Origin of the sequence: Methylomonas sp. EFPC1 (assembly GCF_016925515.1) — a bacterium.
Lineage (GTDB): Bacteria > Pseudomonadota > Gammaproteobacteria > Methylococcales > Methylomonadaceae > Methylomonas > Methylomonas defluvii.
Genome location: NZ_CP070494.1, coordinates 1,925,218 through 1,944,487, shown reverse-complemented (window position 1 = coordinate 1,944,487; position 19,270 = coordinate 1,925,218). Strand labels below are relative to the sequence as shown.

At 49.3% G+C, this 19,270-nt stretch carries 14 protein-coding genes and 1 tRNA gene; 7 read left to right on the top strand and 8 right to left on the bottom strand.

The features are described from left to right. Positions 1 to 139 precede the first annotated feature (139 nt). Positions 140 to 718, top strand: a complete 579-nt coding sequence (locus JWZ98_RS09005) for a carbonic anhydrase (protein ID WP_205454027.1) — start codon at positions 140 to 142, stop codon at positions 716 to 718. 373 nt (positions 719 to 1,091) lie between these two features. Here JWZ98_RS09005 and JWZ98_RS09000 read toward each other — a convergent pair whose 3' ends face one another. From JWZ98_RS09000 to JWZ98_RS08970, 7 genes are all read right to left on the bottom strand, one after another. Further along, positions 1,092 to 1,625, bottom strand: coding sequence for a hypothetical protein (locus JWZ98_RS09000; RefSeq protein ID WP_101055483.1), 534 nt, complete (start codon positions 1,623 to 1,625; stop codon positions 1,092 to 1,094). Between the two features lie 322 nt (positions 1,626 to 1,947). Then, a complete protein-coding gene (locus JWZ98_RS08995; protein ID WP_205454026.1) occupies positions 1,948 to 2,955 on the bottom strand; it encodes a cytochrome-c peroxidase in 1,008 nt (335 codons plus the stop codon). 122 nt (positions 2,956 to 3,077) lie between these two features. Further along, entirely contained in the window at positions 3,078 to 6,581 is a 3,504-nt protein-coding gene (locus JWZ98_RS08990; RefSeq protein ID WP_205454025.1) for a response regulator, read from the bottom strand. A 16-nt stretch (positions 6,582 to 6,597) separates the two neighbouring features. After that, on the bottom strand, positions 6,598 to 7,107 hold the full coding sequence (locus JWZ98_RS08985) for a YfiR family protein (protein ID WP_205454024.1): 510 nt from the start codon (positions 7,105 to 7,107) through the stop codon (positions 6,598 to 6,600). Beyond that, positions 7,107 to 10,103, bottom strand: coding sequence for a carboxypeptidase regulatory-like domain-containing protein (locus JWZ98_RS08980; RefSeq protein WP_205454023.1), 2,997 nt, complete (start codon positions 10,101 to 10,103; stop codon positions 7,107 to 7,109). Before JWZ98_RS08980 ends, JWZ98_RS08985 begins: the two co-directional genes overlap by 1 nt. Before the next feature lie 80 nt (positions 10,104 to 10,183). Then, complete coding sequence (locus JWZ98_RS08975; protein ID WP_205454022.1) at positions 10,184 to 12,205, bottom strand: EAL domain-containing protein; 2,022 nt, start codon at positions 12,203 to 12,205, stop codon at positions 10,184 to 10,186. A 46-nt stretch (positions 12,206 to 12,251) separates the two neighbouring features. Further along, positions 12,252 to 12,674, bottom strand: a complete 423-nt coding sequence (locus JWZ98_RS08970) for a response regulator (RefSeq protein ID WP_205454021.1) — start codon at positions 12,672 to 12,674, stop codon at positions 12,252 to 12,254. Between the two features lie 389 nt (positions 12,675 to 13,063). On the opposite strand from JWZ98_RS08970, the gene JWZ98_RS08965 reads away from it, so the two are divergent. From JWZ98_RS08965 to JWZ98_RS08940, 6 genes are all read left to right on the top strand, one after another. Next, positions 13,064 to 13,151 (top strand) — tRNA-Ser (locus JWZ98_RS08965). 94 nt (positions 13,152 to 13,245) lie between these two features. Then, a complete protein-coding gene (locus tag JWZ98_RS08960; RefSeq protein ID WP_205454020.1) occupies positions 13,246 to 14,646 on the top strand; it encodes a site-specific integrase in 1,401 nt (466 codons plus the stop codon). Positions 14,647 to 14,728: 82 nt separating this feature from the next. Continuing rightward, positions 14,729 to 15,418 carry a hypothetical protein gene (locus tag JWZ98_RS08955; RefSeq protein WP_205454019.1) on the top strand — a complete coding sequence of 230 codons (690 nt, stop codon included), beginning with the start codon at positions 14,729 to 14,731 and terminating at the stop codon, positions 15,416 to 15,418. A gap of 241 nt (positions 15,419 to 15,659) precedes the next feature. After that, complete coding sequence (locus tag JWZ98_RS08950) at positions 15,660 to 15,923, top strand: hypothetical protein (RefSeq protein ID WP_205454018.1); 264 nt, start codon at positions 15,660 to 15,662, stop codon at positions 15,921 to 15,923. Positions 15,924 to 15,946: 23 nt separating this feature from the next. Further along, on the top strand, positions 15,947 to 16,273 hold the full coding sequence (locus JWZ98_RS08945) for an H-NS family nucleoid-associated regulatory protein (RefSeq protein WP_205454017.1): 327 nt from the start codon (positions 15,947 to 15,949) through the stop codon (positions 16,271 to 16,273). A 75-nt stretch (positions 16,274 to 16,348) separates the two neighbouring features. Further along, positions 16,349 to 17,536, top strand: coding sequence for a hypothetical protein (locus JWZ98_RS08940; protein WP_205454016.1), 1,188 nt, complete (start codon positions 16,349 to 16,351; stop codon positions 17,534 to 17,536). Positions 17,537 to 17,929: 393 nt separating this feature from the next. Here the strand turns inward: JWZ98_RS08940 and JWZ98_RS08935 are convergent, their stop codons facing one another. Further along, the gene (locus JWZ98_RS08935) at positions 17,930 to 19,027 is read right to left on the bottom strand and encodes an IS5 family transposase (RefSeq protein ID WP_205450272.1); all 1,098 of its coding nucleotides are present in this window, start codon (positions 19,025 to 19,027) and stop codon (positions 17,930 to 17,932) included. Positions 19,028 to 19,270 lie beyond the last annotated feature (243 nt).

The following is a 19,270-nucleotide window of genomic DNA, read 5'->3' as shown; positions in this document are numbered from 1 at the left end:
AACTTAAAGTTTATATTTTATAAACCAAATAGCGTCTTTAAACCAGAATGCCGCTTGGCTACAATGCCGCCCGGAGATAGTCGTTACCTCGTCTGGTTTGACATTCAGGCCAGACGTTTTTTCATGCACCGAGGTTTTTATGAGCAAAATTCACAACGAAGTACTATTAGCCAACCGCGATTATGTATCCAGTTTCACCAAAGGCGATTTGGCTATGCCCCCTGCTCGTCAGTTTGCCATACTGACCTGCATGGACGCCCGCCTGGACCCGGCCAAGTACGCCGGTTTATCCGAAGGCGACGCCCACGTGATCCGCAACGCCGGCGGCCGCGCCAGCGACGACGCGATTCGCTCCCTGGTTATTTCCTACAAATTACTCGGTACCAAGGAATGGTTTGTGATTCATCACACCGACTGCGGTATGGAAACCTTTACCAACGACATCATGAGCGACTTGCTCGCCAGCAGTTTGAAAACCGCCAGCGTCGATGCCAGCGGTTGGCACGACAGCGGCGTTGGTCCCGGCTCCACCGACGGCAAATACATCAATTGGCTGACCATCAAAAACCAAGCCGAAAGCGTGTTGGAAGATGTTAAGCGCATCAAGTCCTACCCCCTGGTACCTAGCGACATTCCAGTCTATGGTTATGTTTACGACGTCAAAACCGGCCGTTTGATCGAAGTCCCGGAAGCGACTGCCGCCGGCCAAGCCAGCTAAAACTTGCTGCGAGCCTTAGGAATCCGTCAATTCTGTTGCGGAATAGACCCGGGGCATTCCCGTAGAAAGTGAAGTGATAGGACTCAAAGTTACGCTACTTTGAGCAATGCGCTCCCGCAAATGCGGGAGCGATTTAATCGCCAATCCTAAAATTGTCAGCTTTTGCTTAGCTGAAAATCAAAAGTCTATTGGACTTACCGCCCGAAGACTCAATCGCAAAACGCCGCAGAAATATCAGCGGTTTTGTCGTAGAAGCTTTGCAATATCCAACCACCTGAAATGGCAACGGAACACAAATCCTTACCGGCGTTCAGAGTCTTTGTTGGTCCCGCGGAGACAGCGGAAAGATTGCATCCATTTGTTATACCCAGCATCAATAACCTCGACGGCGCGGCATATTTCGGAACATATAAAACAGAAAAAAGCTGAAAATCCACCCAACCGCCGGGATAGGAACAACTGCATTCATGGCGCTAACATTAACTTGGTAGCCACTTGTGCTCTCCAGGGAAATGGCGATACCCAGAATATTTATCGTGTGAGAGCCGGCAGTCAATATACCGTCAAAGGACCAAGCTTCATCGGCAGGTCCGGCACTTTTAGCCAATGGACTTCCATCCAAGTTGACGGCGTATAACAGACTCCCAGTGTTAGCTTCTAGGGAACTCACTGAAACCCTAACTTGACTGCTGTTGTGTAAATTAAAAGTCCAATCGTCAAGCACATTGGTTTCAATACGTAGGCCGGTTACTATGCCGAATAGATCCTGCGGCGAATTTTGACCTGATTGCAAACTTCCAAGAATAGGGCCGTAACCGGTAATTGTGCTCCAACTTAAAGTTGACGCATTAACTTGAAATGAAAATGACGCGATGACCAGGCATATTATCGTTAAGTATTTTTTCATAAAAAGCCCCCAAGCAGATGGTAAAGATACGCTTATACATATCTTTGCCTATCAGGGAAACGGTAATATTTTCCCGCAATGATTATTTTCGGCTTGCCGGTGCTTGTTCGGTAATATGCTTTGGCGATCCTTCAAATAAAATCAGGGTCAACGTATTCTCACCATGCAAAAGTTGGCAAACCGTCCAATGACTTTGCCCCGGAAACGACTTAAAGTACCCAACACTCTTAATCTACATTGCGTATTGTGCCCCGTGAGGGAAGTATTTTGACAAAAAAAGGGGCCTTGCGGCCCCCCTTAATCTTTAACTACCTGATAAAACTCAGTTAAAGCTGGAACCCGGTGTTCCTGGCAATTGCGGCATGGTTTGCGCTGGGAATTCACCGGTCAGCGCATTCAAAAACGCGACGATGTCAGCCACGTCAGCATCGGACAACTCTTGATTTAATTGCAATTTAGCCATTAACCAAACAGCTTTATCCAAGGTTTTTACCGAACCGTTGTGCATATAAGGCGCGGTCAAAGCCACGTTACGCAGAGTCGGCACTTTAAACAGGTGCTCGTCGCTTTCTTTTTTGGTGACTTCAGCCAAGCCTTTGTCTTTTTGGAAGTGGTATTGCGCTTCGAAGTAGCCGCTAGGGTTAACAGGGAATTTTTGGAATACCCCTGGGCCGTTAAAGGCCGGACCACTGTGGCAACTGGTGCAACCCAGTTCCACGGCTTTTTTCAGACCGCGTTCCTGCTGTTCGGTCAAGGCGTCTTTATCGCCTTTGACATATTTGTCGTAAGCGCTATTCGGTGTAATCAAAGTTCTTTCGTAGGCGGCAATCGCTTTGGTGGCGTTGTCTTTGGTAATAGCTTCGGCATCGCTACCAAAGGCCACTTCGAAAGCATGGCGATAGCCTTTGATGGTTTTCAAGCGAGCAACCACGTCATCCCAGCTTTTCATACCCATTTCGATAGGGTTGGTGACTGGACCTGCCGCTTGCGCTTCCAGGCTGTCGGCGCGGCCGTCCCAGAATTGCACTTTGTTGAATGCCGCATTCCAGACCGTTGGTGCACTGCGGCCGCCGGTTTGGCCGTTGACACCCATGGAGTTGGGCCGGTTATCTTCGCCACCCAGCATGGTGTTGTGGCAAGACGCGCAAGAAACGGTGCCCGTGGAAGACAGACGCGGATCGTGATACAGCATTTTACCCAGTTCAACTTTTTCGGGGGTTGTGGGGTTGTTGGCAGGCGCTGGCGCCGTGGTGGGCAGCGCATCCGCCGCCATAACAGACATCGAACCAGTCAGCGCTATCGCAGAAACCAGCATACGAAATTTAAACATGAGATCCTCCTAAGTAATTATTTTAGCCGTGGGCTACCGAATTGTAAGATATTGACGCTGGGCAGGTAAATTAAATTGCATCGTTATCGACCGCACGCTGCAAAGCCGGGGTTAGGCTGGCGTTAAAGTTTTTGCAGCAACTCGCTCAGTTGCGCCAGTGCCTCGTCAATGGCAAATCGGTCGATTTTTTTGGCGATGTCCTCCAGTAAGGGCAAATACTGATGACCGGCCATACTACGCTGTAATTGCTCCAACATGGCTTCGGCCGCGCCTAGATCGCTTTCCAGCAATCGCGACAATGTCTGTAAATCCGCCGCTATCTCGGCGTCGGTAACCCCTGTCACAAGCGGAACCGTATCGGGCGCCTGGCTGCTCGCCAGTGCTTGCAAGACCTCAATTTGCCCGATGACTTGGCGCAAAAATCCTTCCATGTACTGCAAGTGTTCAGCGGGCGGTATTTGATTTTGCTTAAGGACAATATCCACACCGGCGGCGGCTTCGAATAAATCCGTCGCCCCCAGATTGCCGCTAACCCCTTTCAAGGCGTGGCAACGCTCTTCAGCCTGTTTGAGTTCCCCGGCATTGATCAAGCCGCGAATCTCGGCGACCGCATCCGGGTAGTGTTCTTTAAAACGGTATAACTGTTTGCGATAGGCCTCTGGATTACCGCCGATCCGGCGTATGCCTTGCACAATATCCAAGCTGGTCAAGGTTTGTAAATCTTCGGGATAATCGGCAGCTTGATAAATCCGCGCCGCCTCCTGGCTCTGTTCGCCGTCGGCCGTGAGCGGAATCCAGGTTGCCAATGCTTTGAACAAGCGGTCGGGATCAATCGGTTTCGTAACGTGATCGTTCATACCTGCCTCCAGGCTTTTCTCGACATCGCGGGCCATGGCATGGGCGGTCATCGCGATGATGGGCATAGTTGCAAAACGTTGATCGTTCTCGGATTCCGCTAAGGCCCGAATTTTGACGGTGGCTTGCAAGCCGTCCAGCACCGGCATCTGGATGTCCATCAAGACCGCATCGTAATGATGCTGCCTAACCATGCTGACCGCTTCTTCGCCGTTCACCGCTTCGTCAACCTCAATCTCGTGGCTGCGCAGCAATTCGCAGGCAAATTCGCGGTTGATTTCGTTATCTTCCACCAGTAACAACCGAATCCCTTGCAGTTGTTTGATACCGGCAATATCCGCCCCGCCCAATTGCTTAAATTTATCCACCGCCCCAAGCACCCGGCCACGTCCAAGTGCCGACAAAATCGCATCCAGTAAGGAGGACGGCGATACCGGTTTGATCAAAAAGCCATCGATACCGGCCCGGCCCGCCAACACCATCACATCTTCGCTGCCGTAAGCGGTGACCATGATTATCTTGGGCTGAGGCATCAGGCTGGTGTCGGCGCGAATCTGCCTGATCGCCTCATCGCCGTTCATACCCGGCATTTTCCAGTCCATCAACACCACATCGAAAGGCTGATCAGCCGGCGCCTCCCGCAACGCTCTCAGCGCCCCGGCCGCACTGGCCGAACAACTCACCCGTAATTGAAACGGCCGCAACATATCGCTGATGATTTCCCGGGAAGCCTCGTTGTCATCCACCACCAATACCCGCACCTCGGCCAACAACACGCCTATGCTTTGCTCCAGCGCGTCTTGATGCAGCAAGGTGTCCGTAGCCACGCCCAAGCGCACGGTAAAACAAAAGGTTGTGCCCTGGCCCAGTTGCGACTGCTCGATCCAGATCCGGCCCTGCATCATTTCCACCAGGGTTTTACAGATGGCCAAGCCTAAACCTGTGCCGCCAAAGCGCCGGCTGGTGCCCTGATCGGCTTGGGTAAACTCTTGAAACAGTTTTTTCTGATCGTCTTCCGCCATACCGATGCCGGTATCTCTGACCGATACCCGCAAATCGATAGTGCTATCGGTTTTGGCCAGGCAATAGAATGCCAGTTCCAATTCGCCGGCTTCGGTGAATTTCAGCGCGTTACCGCATAAATTGGTCAACACCTGGCCGAAACGCAAGGGATCGCCTAACAACACCGGCGGAATTTGCGGATCGTGACGGATCAGAAACTCGATACCTTTCAAACCGGCTTGGTAACCGATCATGTCCGCCAATTGCTCCACCACGCTATCGAAGCGAAATTCGGTTTCTTCCAGCGCCAATTTACCGGCCTCGATTTTGGAAAAATCCAGAATATCGTTAAGAATCCCCAATAAGGTACGTGCGGAACTGTGGGCTTTTGCCAAATAATTGCGTTGCGACGCGGTCAATTCGGTCTGCAAAGCCAGATGCAACATACCCAGCACGCCGTTCATCGGCGTGCGAATCTCGTGCGACATATTGGCCAGAAACTGGCTTTTAGTCTGGGTGGCTGACTGGGCGGCGTCCCGAGCCTCTTTCAACGCCAGCTCGGCCTGTTTGCGTAAGGTCACATCCTCGTAAGTACTGACGAAACCGCCATCGGCTATCGGCCCGCCGCTGATCTCGATGACCCGGTTGTCCAATCTTTGCCGAGTAAAATTGTGCGGCCGAAAATGTCTTATTTCTTCCAGCAATTGCCGCAGTTCGGTATCGGGATCACGGAAACGCAACTGCGGATCGGTTAAATCAAACTGCACGAAATCGGCATGGTCCCTGCCCACTGCCAGCATGCTTTCCGGATAACCGCGCACCTCGCTGAGTTTTTTATTCCAAACCAATAACTTTAAATTGCTGTCAAAGGCTATCAAGCCCTGCGACATGCTATCCAGCACGGTGGCCAGCATTACGCTGTTATGCGCCAATTTGGCGTTAATTTCCGCCAACTCCGTTGTGCGGGCAGCCACGCGCTCTTCCAGACCTTCGTTGATGCTGGCCAATAGTTTTTCGTTTTCGGCAAGCTGCCGGTTCAAAGCCAACAGTTCGCTATCGCGAGCTTCGATGGTGGCTATCATCGTGTTGAAGGCTTGAATCAGCGCACCCAATTCATCGTTACTCTCTTGTGCGGCGCGCAAGGTGTAGTTCTTTTCGCTGTTGATCGTTTCGACAGTTTTCTTCAACCTGACCAGCGGACCGGACACCACTTGCTGCAAACTGGAAGCCAATAGCAAGGCGAATAGACCGGATAACATCACAATACCCATCGCCGCAGCCAAAAAATCCCGCCATAATGAATCCAGCTCCGCCAGGCTGGAGGCTATCCAAACCCTTCCCAAAATGCGACCGTCCAAGGCTATCGTTTCGCTTATGGTGCAATAGGCATCGTCGAATCGCGGCCGCTCGCTAGCCGAAGGCTCCGGATGTTGCAGCGGACAGGCCAAGCCGGGTTCGTAAAGTGCAAACAGCTGATTGGCGCTATCGTAAATACAGGCCGAAACCACGCTCTGCTTGACGCTTAAAGCGGCCAAAGTGGCGTTGGCGACGCTGCTGTCATTAAACGACAAGGCCACGGTACTGCGATTGGCAATGATGCGGGCCAGAGAACTCAAATCCCGGCCCATATCCTCTTTTACCCGCATGTGTTCCTGGGCAATAAAACCGGCCCCCGCCAGCAGCAGGGACAAAATGCTGGTTGCCAACATGATCAGCACCAGCTTGGTTTTTATGGTCAAATCGCGTTTAAATTCAGCCTGGTTTGTCATGGGATTCCGGAGTGAATTAACGGACGATACGGGCGATTTCCATCAACAAGGCGTTGACTTTTAATTGCGCTCGGCGCACGGCGTCCGGATTGATTTCCAGTTTGATCTGGCCGTTTTCGCTATAAAAACCGATACAGCCGCCGCGGCCGGCAAACCCCTCGGCATCGCTGACAGTTAATATCTGATTGCCGCGCACCTGCTGTATCAAGGCTGGCAATTCCGGCGCGTCATGGTCGATATACAAAATCTGGCAAATCTGCGGGTCGTCTATGCCCGACCAGATTTGCAATAAATGCCCCTTGGTATCGCGGCTGGCCAAGTCGCTCAGCAAGTTAACGATAGGTTCGGCGCCGACGATGCAGACATGCAGCGTATCGTTCATCAGCGCCGGCCACTCCACGAACTTGGTGAAATTGAACACATAATTGGCCTTGGTTTTGGCGTTGAGCATGTCGTCGGCAGCGGCGCCGAAACTGCTGAGCAACACCCACAACAATAAACCCGCGCTCACTAACTTGCCCGGCATTAAAACTCCAGGCGGGCGGTCAATTTCACCGTCAAACTCGGTCCGGCCAGCACGGTCAGCGGCGCCCCCAAATTCGGCGAGGCAAAGTCGCTGTTAAATGCCGCATAATTTTTAAAATCGAATAAATTCAATACATCCAGGCGCAGTTTCATCCGGGTGTCGTGCGGCGTATCGAAACTTTTTATCAGCGCAATGTCGACTTGTTTATATCCCCACCACTGTCCAGGAAAAATAAAATCGCTACCTTGCGGCGTAAAGGTATCAAAACGGCAAGCACCGCTTGCACAGTTGACGCCGGAGCGGGTGTCCGGGGTCGCCAGCGTCAACTTGGTCGAAAAAATCAAATCCCACGGCAAATCGACACTGGCGGTTGTCACCAGCTTATGTTTTCTGACCCCGGCGGTATCCAGCCAGCCATTGGTGTGGGTATTGGGATGTTCAAACAAATAACTGCTGTTATCAAAGAAAGACTGCGGTTTGTTTTCCTCGGAATCGGTAAAGGTGTAGGCAAACGTCATACCCCAGCCGCTGTCTTTGCTGTACGGTTTTTCGGCTTTGACAAATACCGAATTGGTTTTGGTCTGTACACCGTTATCGAACAAAATTAATTGCCCAAAGCCAGGCACGGCCTGAAATGTACCCCCGAACCCGGACCCGGCTGCGTAAAAGCTGCCGTCGGCATTGCGGCCGCCCAGCAAACCGACCAAACCGTTGTAACTGTGTACGTGCGACAAGCTGACCTCGGTATGCCAATCGCCGAAACGATTGCGCATGCCGATATTAAATTGGTCGGCATAGGGCGTGCGCAGATTGTTGCGCATCAAGTTGATTTCACGGCTGCTGCCGGCACTGGCGCCGGTCAGTGCGGACAATTGCGCCGGCGTATAGTTTAAATACTCGGGATTCCAGGCAATGCAGTCGACGCCGGCCACGCAATCGTAATTGGGGTCGCCCTGAAAATTGACGCTAAAACTGGGATAACTGCCCTTGGTACGTTCCAGTTGCAACACGTCGTAAATATGGCGGTCGTAGGCTTTAGCGTAACCGCCGAACAACACATGCCGCTGGTCTTCGAATAAGTCGTATGCCAAACCTAATCTGGGCGCAATATTATTGCTGTCCGCCGCGCGGTTAGCGCCGTTACTGAGGTAGTTCTCGATGTCGTAACCCGTATTCGCGTTGTGAATATTACGCCAGTTGCGGAGCGCGCTGCTGACATCGCCGGGCGTGACATGGTTTAGATAGCCGGGGTTGTATTCGTAATCCCAGCGGACGCCCAGGTTCACGCTCAAATGTCGATTAGGGTTCCAATCGTCTTGCAGATACGCGCCGAATTGCGTCACATCGGATTGGGCGGAACCGTCACCGCCGCCGACCAAAGGCGTTGCCCAACGCACTTGATACGGGTTGCCGGCAGGATTGTTTAAATTTAAGCCGAACTGCGGGTGGTAAGGATCGCGCTCTACCGCGCCCAGTTCTATCTGTTTAACTTTAGCACCCAGCTTGACGACATGGGTGCCATGCCAATCCAAACCGCTGAAGGTCAGATCATCTTGAAAACCCGGCCCGCTTTGGCCCTTGTCCTGATAATTGGTCGCGCCGCCGCTATTCAACACACTCCGGCTATTCAGATTACCCCCACTCAAACTGCCGTCCAGGCGACGCAGCTGCAAACCCGCACTTTGCGTAGCCGGCAGTTGCCGCCAATTGGCGTCTTCATAAGTAAACCGGGCTTCGTTGACCCAATGTTCCGCGCTGTATTGATATTTAAAATCCAGGCGTTTTTCGCTGTTACCCTTGGTCAGCGCGTAAGACTCTGAGTTTTCACCGCCAATCCCTAAGGTTTCGGTTTCGTCGCGCAGCTTAAAAGACACTTCGATCAAATTACTATCGTTAAGCGCCCAATCCAGTTTCCCGAAGAACAAATCCGCCCTGAACGGCCTGTTCACCCGGCCCAGCTGCGCTTGATACGGCTCGGGTAAGCGGGAGCCGTCACCCGCGCTAATATTGGCGTAATCGTCGTTGAGTTTACGTTCGTATGCCATGAAAAAATGCGCGACATCCTTGGCGATGGGACCGCTTAAGGTCACACCGAATTGCACTTGCTCGGTGTCGCGCTTGCCGCCCGCCAGTTGTTCGCTGGGGGTAACGCTGCGCAGATCCTGATTGGTATGATCGTAAAATGTTTCGCCGTGAAAGGTGTTGCCGCCGGATTTGGTCTGCACTGAAATTGCCGCGCCGCCGACTTGATCGTACTCGGCCTTATAGTTCTGGCTAATGACCTTATATTCGGCAACGGCCGATTCTGGAAACACATTGCCGCGACTGGAATCCTGGCCGGCTACGCCGCCCCTGACCACATAGTTTTTCTGACTGACGCCGTCGATAAACAAATTGACGCTATCCGGCCGCTGCCCGCCGCTTTGCAAGCGAGTACTGCCATTTTCATCGTTTACCACGTTCACACCGGGCGCCAGATCGGCATAATTCAGAAAATTGCGGTTTACCTGCGGCAAGCGCTGCATTTGCTCGGGCGTTAAATAGGTAGCCAACTCCGCGGAGTTGCCCTCACTCGTCTGTTCGGCGACGCTATCATCATCGCCTAACGCAACGTCTACCAAGGCCACCTGCCCCACTTGCAGCGTCAGCTCTTGACTGTTTTGCTGGCCTTCCAAGCCTAACACCTTGAGCTGGTAACGGCCGGGTTTCAATGCCATCAGTACATAAGAGCCATCAGCTCGGGAAAAGGTCCGCGTGGAAAACCCCCGCTCCAGACTGGTAACGATGATTTGCGCGCCTGCCTGAGTGTCAGCCCCTCGCAGCGTGACTTGACCACGAATTGTCGCCGCACTGATGTCGGCCTGCACCGGATGACTCCAACAGCTTATCGTCAGCAGAACGCTGGCGACCCTTGATAACCGGCTGACCGTAAAACCGACGAGCCTCTGCCAAGTTATCGTCTTGCGCAGAGGATGTTGATTAAAAACCGGCCGCATCTTAAAACTCCATTCCGGCTTTAGTAGCAGAGTTGCCTGGATCAGACTGATTCATGTCCTCCCCCGGATGCACGTTGGATTCAATCATGGCGGGGCGTCCCCAGCGTATGCGGTGCCGGTTTGCCCAGATAAAAACCTTGCGAAAAATCGATACCCAGCTCAACGACCTTGGCTTGGATCTCCGCACTACCCACAAATTCGGCAACCGTGCGCATACCCAAGCGCCGCGCGGCATCGACTATGACGCGGGCAATCACTTCAGAATCCGGATTGTCGATAATATTCATGATGATGGAGCCGTCGATCTTTAAATAATCGATCTTTAACCGCAACAAATGCACGAAATTGGAATAGCCGCTGCCGAAATCGTCAATCGCAAAGTGACAGCCATAGCCTTTCATGCGATTAACAAACTGGCGCACTTCCTCGTAACTTTCGATACCTTCAGATTCGGTAATCTCCAATACAATGCGCGAACCGACGCCGGGCTGAGAGAGTTTTTCGGCAATAAAGCTCACCGTATTGGCATCGATAATATCCTCGACGGTTAAGTTGATACTCATCTCTCCCTCCGACTCGGGCAAGGCTTTCACGACTTGTTCGACGATGGTGCGAGTCAAGGCGGTATATTGCCGGGTGCGTTTTGCCACGCCGAGAAAGCTAGGCGGAATGACATTACCCTCTTCGTCTATCATCCGCATCAGCGCTTCATATTTCACGACTTTCCCGTTGCGATTGTCGATGATGGGTTGATAAAAAGGCACGATGCGGCCGTCGGCCAGGGCACTGCGAATTTTCTGGCTCCAGTGGATGTTATCCTTGTAGTGCGACTTGATCTGCATCTGATCGGTATAAATCAAATAATCCCGACGTTCGATCCTGGCGCGCTCCAACGCCAGCGCCGCATGCGTATAAGGACTGTCGGCCCCCGAACAGATGCCTGCAGTCACGCGGATGTTAATCTTGTCTTCGCCGCAATCGATCGCTTCCGATTCCAAACGCTTGATAATGCTGTCTATCAATTGCTCGAAACGGCCGGGATCGCCACCGGTTTTGGAGAGCAACGCAAATAAATCGCCGCCGATGCGGTAAGCCTGCGCATCCGCGCCGCTCATTTTTTGCAAACGCTCGCCAATTTCCAACAAAACTTTATCGCCGTTGCGCAAACCGTAAAAATCATTGATGGCTTTGAATTGATCGATGTTGATCATGCCCAATATCGACGGACCGGCGTCAGCCAAATCCTGCATCAGTTTCACCCGGTTGGGCAAGCCGGTTAACGCATCCGTGGTCTGTTCCCGAATCAACTCTTCCTGTTTGATCAAATGGGTGACATTAACGCTGGTGGATATAAATTCGCGAATCGAGCCGTCGGCGTCAAGGATGGGGACGATGGTGTTGTTGATGTAAATCACCTCGCCACTTTTAGTAAGATTGCTGTAGGTCCCGCGCCAGATTGCACCGCCTAGAATCGTGTTCCATAACTCCCGATGCAAACCCGGTGCCGCGTCGGGATCTTTGAGAATCCGGCTGGTTTTGCCGATCACCTCCTCGCGGGTATAGCCGTAGGTTTGCACAAATGCATCGTTTACAAAAGTGATTACGCCGTGCGGATCGGTGCGGAATACGATATTAGACACATCGGTGGCATGCCGGTATTCGCTCAGACGTTTCACCCGGCCTTCCAGAGCGCGGCGTAAGCGGCTCAGTTCCAGATGCGTTTTGACCCTGGCCCGTACTTCGTCAATATCAAACGGCTTGGTAATGAAATCGGCGGCGCCCATGGAAAAACCGCGAATTTTTTCGATGGACGCTTCGACTATCGTCACGAAGAGAATGGGTATACCCGCGGTTCTAGGATCGCTCTTGAGCCGCCGACAAACCTCATAGCCATCCATACCCGGCATTCTGACGTCCAGCAATACCAAATCAGGCGGCGTCGGGCCCTGCGCCAACTCCACCGCACGCATGCCTTCCGTCGCCACCATAATGCCGTAATCGTCCTTGAGTGCTTCGAGTAAGCCGTGAATATTTTCGGGAAGATCGTCTACCACCAAAATAGTCGGCCTGGGATTGAGCGATAGGGATTTGTCTTTGTTCATTATCCAAGGAAATAGTTAGATCAGCGTTGCCAATTGACCCCAACGATTATAGTCTGCCATAGCGTTTCCGATAGGTGGCTAGCTCCAAATGCAGTCTAACCCGAGCTAGAAGCAACTCAGGCACTACGGGCTTGAGTAAATAGTCGTCGGCGCCCAGCGCCATACCCTTGGCGTCGTCACCGACTTCGGCGGCCGCAGTCACAAAAATGACCGGGATTTCGGCCGTTGCCGGATCATCGCGCAGATATTCCAACACCTGGTATCCATTCATTTCCGGCATTTTTATATCCAGCAAAATCAAATCCAGAGCCGACGCGCGCCGGGCGATTTCCAGGGCTTTTTCACCGGAAGTAGCAGCCATCACCGCATAATCTTGCCGCAAAATATTCAGCAAGGTATGCAAGTTTTCGTGAACATCATCGACGATCAGAATTTTTGGTTTTTCGTTTGAAATACAAATATCGTTCATAGAGCTCCCCCGTTCACTCCGATAGGCCATCGACAAAAGGTGAGTTCACTCTCCAGCAAACTCCTGCGCAAACTTAGACCACGATCCACTGAAGAGCAAAATTCAACAATTTATTTATCCGACAGAATATGGTTAACCGAGTACAAGTAAGGGCTGATCGGGCGCTAAACCAATGACTAAACTGGATTGTCTTTTAGGGAAGTAACTCCCATGGGAAATTCAATGCAGCCAATAACCGAGAAAATACTCGTCCGAATTGCAAAATAACCGTGTATCCATTATCCTAGTCGGGATTGGGTGGTCGCTATCACGGCGACAAACGCAGATTAAGTTATGAAGCGATCAATTTCTGAAGCACTAAATCTGCAGATCAGCCCAAAAATGTATTAGGAGAGATGGCCGAGCGGTCGAAGGCGCACGCCTGGAAAGTGTGTATACGGCAACGTATCGAGGGTTCGAATCCCTCTTTCTCCGCCACAATCTAAGTTATTGATTTTACAGTAACTTTCAAAATTAAAGCCTCAGGAAACAGCGTTTGCTACACAAACCTGTTACACAAGAGGCTTTTTTTGTGGGAAAAATTCCCTATCTTTTTCGACGCAAAAACGTCTACTACCTCAGAATTCGCGTACCTGCTGAGCATCAAGAATCGCTCAAAGCAACAGAAATTGTGCGAAGCCTAAAAACAGAAAGTCGTCACGAAGCCATTCCACGTGCTCTGCAATTAGCAGCGAATATTGTTACAACGTTTAATGAATTGAAGTCTGGAACAATCTGCGATTTTAGCTCTTCAGAACTGACTTCTCAGGTTTCACAAAAACAAGTTTTGGCAAAAATCTCAACAATCACTGTTAGATCAAACACTCCCAAAGCTCCCCTGCTCTCTGTCGTCGTTGAAGATTTTTTGGAACGATACGATCAAAAAAACAAAGCCACGCTGACCAAGCTAAAATCTACGCTACCCATCTTTGTTGAGTTGATTGGAGATAAATCCATCAATCAAATCCTACAGACTGATGTAAACAACTACTTTGATCAGGTACAAAAATTACCTGTCCGTCGAGATGCAAAAATTTTTAATGGGTTGTCGATTCGAGAAATTATAGCCACTCATGATGGACGTACGATTGCAGAAGGAACGTTCGATAGTACCTATCGCGCTACTGTTAGTTTGTTGATCAACTGGGCAATGGTGCATTACAAAGACCAAGGATTTCCTAATTTATCAGTAAGTGGTGCGGTGTATCGAGGTGATCGATCCAATGGTATCAATAAACAACGTGCTCTAACGCAAGATGAAATCAAGCTGCTATTTAGTCATTCAAAAATGAAAAAATATGCTGCTAACCCCAAAACAGCACACTACTGCTGGCTGCCTCTGATTGGATTGTTTACTGGTGCTCGAATCAACGAAGTGTGCCAGTTGAACCCATTTACAGACATTAAGCGAGATGAAGCAACTGGCATTTGGTATTTCCACTTTACTGATGAAAGCGAATCAGCTGATGGCGTTGATAAAAGCATCAAGACCAGTTCATCACTTCGCATCGTTCCTATCCATTCCAAGTTAATTGATCTTGGTCTCCTGGACTACATTCAACGAATAAAACGTGATAACCACAAGTGCATATTTCCAGCATGGACACCAATAAACGGTAAAGCATCAGCCAAGGTATCAAAGTGGTTCATTAGGTATCTTGAAAGCATTGGTCTACGCGACGACACTGAAGGAGCAAAATTGAGTGGATTTCATTGCTTTCGTCACACGTTCATTACCTATGGAATACAAAACAAGATTGCGGGTACATTTGCTATTACAGGTCATGAAACAGATGTAATTGATGGCCTTGGAAAGATTTCAACTGTGGCAAAAGGCTATTGGACACAAGGCATCACTGACAGCATTGTCGATAAGCAAGCTACTGTTGAGAGATACGATTTTGCAATTGATTTTTATAGACCATGCCAATAACTTGAATTGTAGTTTGATTGGATCAATAATTTTGAAAATGCTAATATTTAACTAGCATGCGATTTTTAGTTAGGAAAACAAAATGTCAGATTATATTTATTTTACAAAATATACAAGCGACCAAAATCCAGTTACAAAAATATTTTGGATTGAAAATGGTGAAATAAAAAAAGAACTAACTAAATCGTTATACAAAGGTGTAGCAAAACGTATCAAAATGAAATTTTATGATTTTGAAAATGCTTTAAATAAAGCAACAACTCGCCAAACATTTGGTTATGGTCTGCATGACACAAGCTTCCCTGATAAAGTAAATATTGTTGTGGATGGAGAAGAAATACCTACTGACAATGTTTTATCCAAAACAAAAAAGTTTTTCGAATATCGTCAGCTTCCAGGAATACTCATGATAGATCATGATCCTGATGACTATGGACAACAATTCACGGCCAAAGAACTAATATCTGTTTTAAGTTCTATCGATCCTGAGATAGAAAAAGTGGCCATGATGATTAGAGGGTCTGCTTCTGCAGGAGTACACGTTAAAGGAACTGAACCCACAAAATCCAAAGGTTTTCATATTTATATACCTGTAAAAGACGCAAGTACTATTCCAGAATATGGAAAGTTATTATATGAGCATTTATGGCTCAAAGGCTATGGTTATGCTAAACCTTCAAGTAATGGCGTAATATCATTTCGCTCTGCAATAGACGAAAAGGTTTTTGGTGGTGAACGCATAGATATTGTTGGTAACGCTTTATCAATATAGTTGGCAATGCTTATGGCCTTTGCTACGCCTCATCATAAAAACCAGACACCATTGACTTAAGCTATTGATTCATATAGGATGTTTTCACTGTCTGCTCTTTTTCGAGAGTTCCCAGACAGCATCTCATCCCCCAAATAGACCCGTTACTATCGCTACGACGGCTGTGATTACTAATCACGTGGTTAGCTTTTGTGTGCCTGTCGCATTGGGATATTACTTTACTCGAATATGGAGAAAAGTCATGGCTATAGCTGATGACAATCAAGATTTATCTATTGTGAAACCTGTTGAGGCCTTAGTGCTAGGACTTATGCAATCGACTGAGCTTTATCTCGAAATGCTGGCGACTCGAAAAGCTGACAAAGCAAACGTGGAGTTAGGCAAAACAGTTCGACATATTGCGACTTGCCTATCTCAACATCCAGAGTGCTTTGAAGAGTTTTCGATAACCGGAGATGACTCAGATGTTGTTGCGTCTGCGTTCGAAGATGACGATGAAGCGTAATCAATAACTTTGGAGAATAAATTATGAGCGCGAAACTTGAAGACAAATCCATTTCAGAATTGCAAGCATTATTCGAATCTACTCAAAAGATTCTACTGGAAAAACAGAGCGTTATGCGAGATAGCGCCGTCGAAAAATTGCAGCAAATAGCCAAGGAGGCAGGGATAAAAATTTTCATCCGTTTACCAAAAAAGAAAGAAACAACACAGCCAAAAACATATCGACATCCACAGGATAAAAACCTTGTATGGCAAGCTAAGCCTGGGCAAAAGCCCTCGTGGCTGCGTGACTTGCTAAAAAACGGTGGTCATACGCTGGAAGAGCTGGAGGTAAAAGACCAAGCATCATAATAGCCACGTTTCATTCTTCAGTTGACTGCTGTTGTTCAACTCGACAGCAGTCAACTCACTTAGGCCGGTAGAATCATGACCAGCATTACTGATCCAATTATCTGGCATCCAAACCGTCAAGAGCTTCATCTTGACCTGAAGCGTTTACTCAATATCGATAGCAAACTGGTCTTGACTGGCTGGCACCATCCAGCAGGTCTTAGCTGGTGGCTTTGCTTTGTAGATGGCATTGAAGAACGACACACCAATCCCTTTGAAAGCCTTTATTTTCCAATTCCTGAGATGTTGGCTGATGACACTGCTATACATTACCTTGGAATACCAGCACATTTATTATCAACGTCGAAACGCTATCGTGCTGACAGCTTTGGAATGCTCGTATGTTTGAGCCGCCATAAATCCCTAGTCAAGACCATGGGAAATAATTGGACGCTATTCTGGAAATGCTATAGACAGGCGAAAGCTGAACTTTGGACAGAGCAGCAGCTAATAAATGTCTGCAACAAAGGTGCGGTTGAGATGATGCATGCATGTCACCTTCCCGCTAATCAGGCGGCAATATCGACACTGACAAAATTCTCTGCTGACAACTTTGGTCAATTTCAATTCGATCTAATAGATCACCTATTCTCTGAGCTAGACTACCACCAGCTCAACGCTACGCACGACATTATCTTCGATCATCAAGTGCATTTCCTATTGAAATATCCCCACCTCGAAGGGCTGGGAGTATGGCGCAACTGGACATCTAATAATTACGATGAACTTCTTCGAACAGTAAAGTCGATACAGGCACTAGCACAAAGGCCCGTTTTGCCAGCTGTCAACATTCAAGAACAGATGCAGAGCTGCGAGTCTTTATCTGCTCTAAAAACGTTGCAGAATGCTCTACAGGACGCGAAAGCTCAAAATGAGCTGCTAAACTACGACAAGCCGCTAGAATCAGCTTACAGAGCATCTGCTTCGTTTCCGCCGCCTCCAGTGACAAGCACTGAGACTTTTGAAGCGATCACTACCCCTTCCCAACTGTTCCAATTATCAAAAAGCCTAAACTTCAATCTCATGTCCTATGTTCAGGGCATAAATGAAGGCAAATACTATTTGTATCGAATAAAGCCTGATGAGGCTGTCGTCGTGTTAATGCTGTTTAAAACTAACGATAATCGTGTAAAGCCTGTCATCCAATCGATTATAAAAAAATATGGTGATTTGCCAAACAAATCTCTAATGCAAAGCGCCAATAAATGGATACACACTCTGTAAGCGTACGTACAGTATTGCCAGCAACCATGCATTAATGAATCTGGATAAAGTGTGAAAATTATTGTTGGCGTGATTGGCAGAGAAAAAAACGGCCAACAGAAAACAGCCTATGTCATTGTTTTTTAATGAAAATATTCCAGGTGAAAATTGATGTTCGTCAAAAATGGAGCGCTGTAAGATAATAAGTGAACAGCAACTCTCCTGCATCTTAAGATGAGCCAAGTATTAACAGGCTGGTGAAAAACCCGCCGATATTTCCCCTTACCCACGATGTAAGTGATTTTTTCGAGTTGAAATCGGTCATGACATCGAGTTTCAAGCGTTTTGCCCCGGTTTCAAGGGCTTTTTATTCGCCTGAAGCCGTCTGTGGACGGTTTTCAGGCGAACTTCACCCTAGGCGGGTGCACTCCACGCCGGTTTCGGCGTGAACACCAATAGGTTGAGCATGCGCGTCAGGTTGTAGGCGGCAAAGCAAAACAAGGCCTGACCCGCGACTTTGGCTAAGCCGATGTGACGAGTTTTGCGCAGGCCGCCGACCGTTTTGACCCAGCCAAAGGCTTCTTCGACGATTTTGCGGCGCTTGAGACTTTGGGCGTAACCTTTGCCGCGCGCGGTGCGGCCATCGACGGCACTGCCGGTCTTTTTGCGGGCCACATGGGCTTTGATGTCACGGGACTCGAGTCCGTTGACGAACGCCGCTTGGTCGTAGCCTTTGTCGGCACCGACGCTGCCGCCTTGGGGCACGCGGCGTTTGATCATGTTTTGCGCGGCTTCGATTTCGGCGGTGCCGGTGGCTTGAGTGGTTTCGACATCGACAATCAGGCCGTTGCGATTCTCGGACAAGGCATGGGTGATGTAACGCAGTTTGGCCTCGGTGTATTCGCCTTTCTTGTAAAGCCGGGCTTCGGGATCGGTCGTACTGTGGTGGGTGGCGTTGCTGCGCTTTTCGCCGCTGAAGTCGACCTCGGGATTGCGGCCGGCGGGTTTGTCCGGGCCGCTGCCGTCTTTTTTAACGAAGCTTTTATGCGAGGCCCAGGCTTCAATGAGGCTACCGTCGACGCTGAAGTGTTCGTCGGACACCAGATTTTGCCATTCGGCTATGGCCAGTACCCGCTCAAAAAATTCGCGACTCAGGGCTTCGGACAGCAGGCGTTCGCGGTTGGCGCTGAACACGCTGCGCTCCCAGACAGCATCGTCGATACCCAAACCAACAAACCAGCGAAACAACAGGTTGTAGTCCAGTTGTTCCATCAACTGACGCTCGCTACGGACCGTATACAGGACTTGTAACAGCAAGGCGCGCAGCAGTTTTTCGGGGGCAATCGAGGGACGGCCAGTGTGCGAGTAACGCGCGGCAAAGACGGCATCCATCGAGGCCAGTACGCCATCGACCAACAGCCGTAAACGGCGCAACGGATGCTGCTTGGGAATGCGGTCTTCCAGGTTGATGTAGCTGAACCAGTTGTTTTGGATAGCATCGTGTCCGCGCATTGAAAGGCTCCAAATTTAGGTAGCCTATTTTAACAGTTGGCGGCTCATCTATGCCTTAGCTTACTTGGCTTTTCGAGTTTTTCACCAGCCTGTTAAGCTTTATTGAAAAAGCAACAAAAGCGGATAGATCTTATCACTCTTTCAAATATTGTTTTGATTCCATTGATGTACCAAGCATCATGTATGACGATAAACAAGGTATTGTTTTTAATTCTGATAAAAATGGTGAATCTGATAAAGGAT

Coding starts and splice junctions, on each gene's coding strand:
- JWZ98_RS08945 (WP_205454017.1), top strand. CDS start 15,947: ATGAGCGCGAAACTTGAAGACAAATCCATTTCAGAATTGCAAGCATTA.
- JWZ98_RS08985 (WP_205454024.1), bottom strand. CDS start 7,107: ATGCCGGGCAAGTTAGTGAGCGCGGGTTTATTGTTGTGGGTGTTGCTC.
- JWZ98_RS08990 (WP_205454025.1), bottom strand. CDS start 6,581: ATGACAAACCAGGCTGAATTTAAACGCGATTTGACCATAAAAACCAAG.
- JWZ98_RS08955 (WP_205454019.1), top strand. CDS start 14,729: ATGTCAGATTATATTTATTTTACAAAATATACAAGCGACCAAAATCCA.
- JWZ98_RS08935 (WP_205450272.1), bottom strand. CDS start 19,027: ATGCGCGGACACGATGCTATCCAAAACAACTGGTTCAGCTACATCAAC.
- JWZ98_RS08970 (WP_205454021.1), bottom strand. CDS start 12,674: ATGAACGATATTTGTATTTCAAACGAAAAACCAAAAATTCTGATCGTC.
- JWZ98_RS08940 (WP_205454016.1), top strand. CDS start 16,349: ATGACCAGCATTACTGATCCAATTATCTGGCATCCAAACCGTCAAGAG.
- JWZ98_RS08995 (WP_205454026.1), bottom strand. CDS start 2,955: ATGTTTAAATTTCGTATGCTGGTTTCTGCGATAGCGCTGACTGGTTCG.
- JWZ98_RS09000 (WP_101055483.1), bottom strand. CDS start 1,625: ATGAAAAAATACTTAACGATAATATGCCTGGTCATCGCGTCATTTTCA.
- JWZ98_RS08975 (WP_205454022.1), bottom strand. CDS start 12,205: ATGAACAAAGACAAATCCCTATCGCTCAATCCCAGGCCGACTATTTTG.
- JWZ98_RS08950 (WP_205454018.1), top strand. CDS start 15,660: ATGGCTATAGCTGATGACAATCAAGATTTATCTATTGTGAAACCTGTT.
- JWZ98_RS08980 (WP_205454023.1), bottom strand. CDS start 10,103: ATGCGGCCGGTTTTTAATCAACATCCTCTGCGCAAGACGATAACTTGG.
- JWZ98_RS09005 (WP_205454027.1), top strand. CDS start 140: ATGAGCAAAATTCACAACGAAGTACTATTAGCCAACCGCGATTATGTA.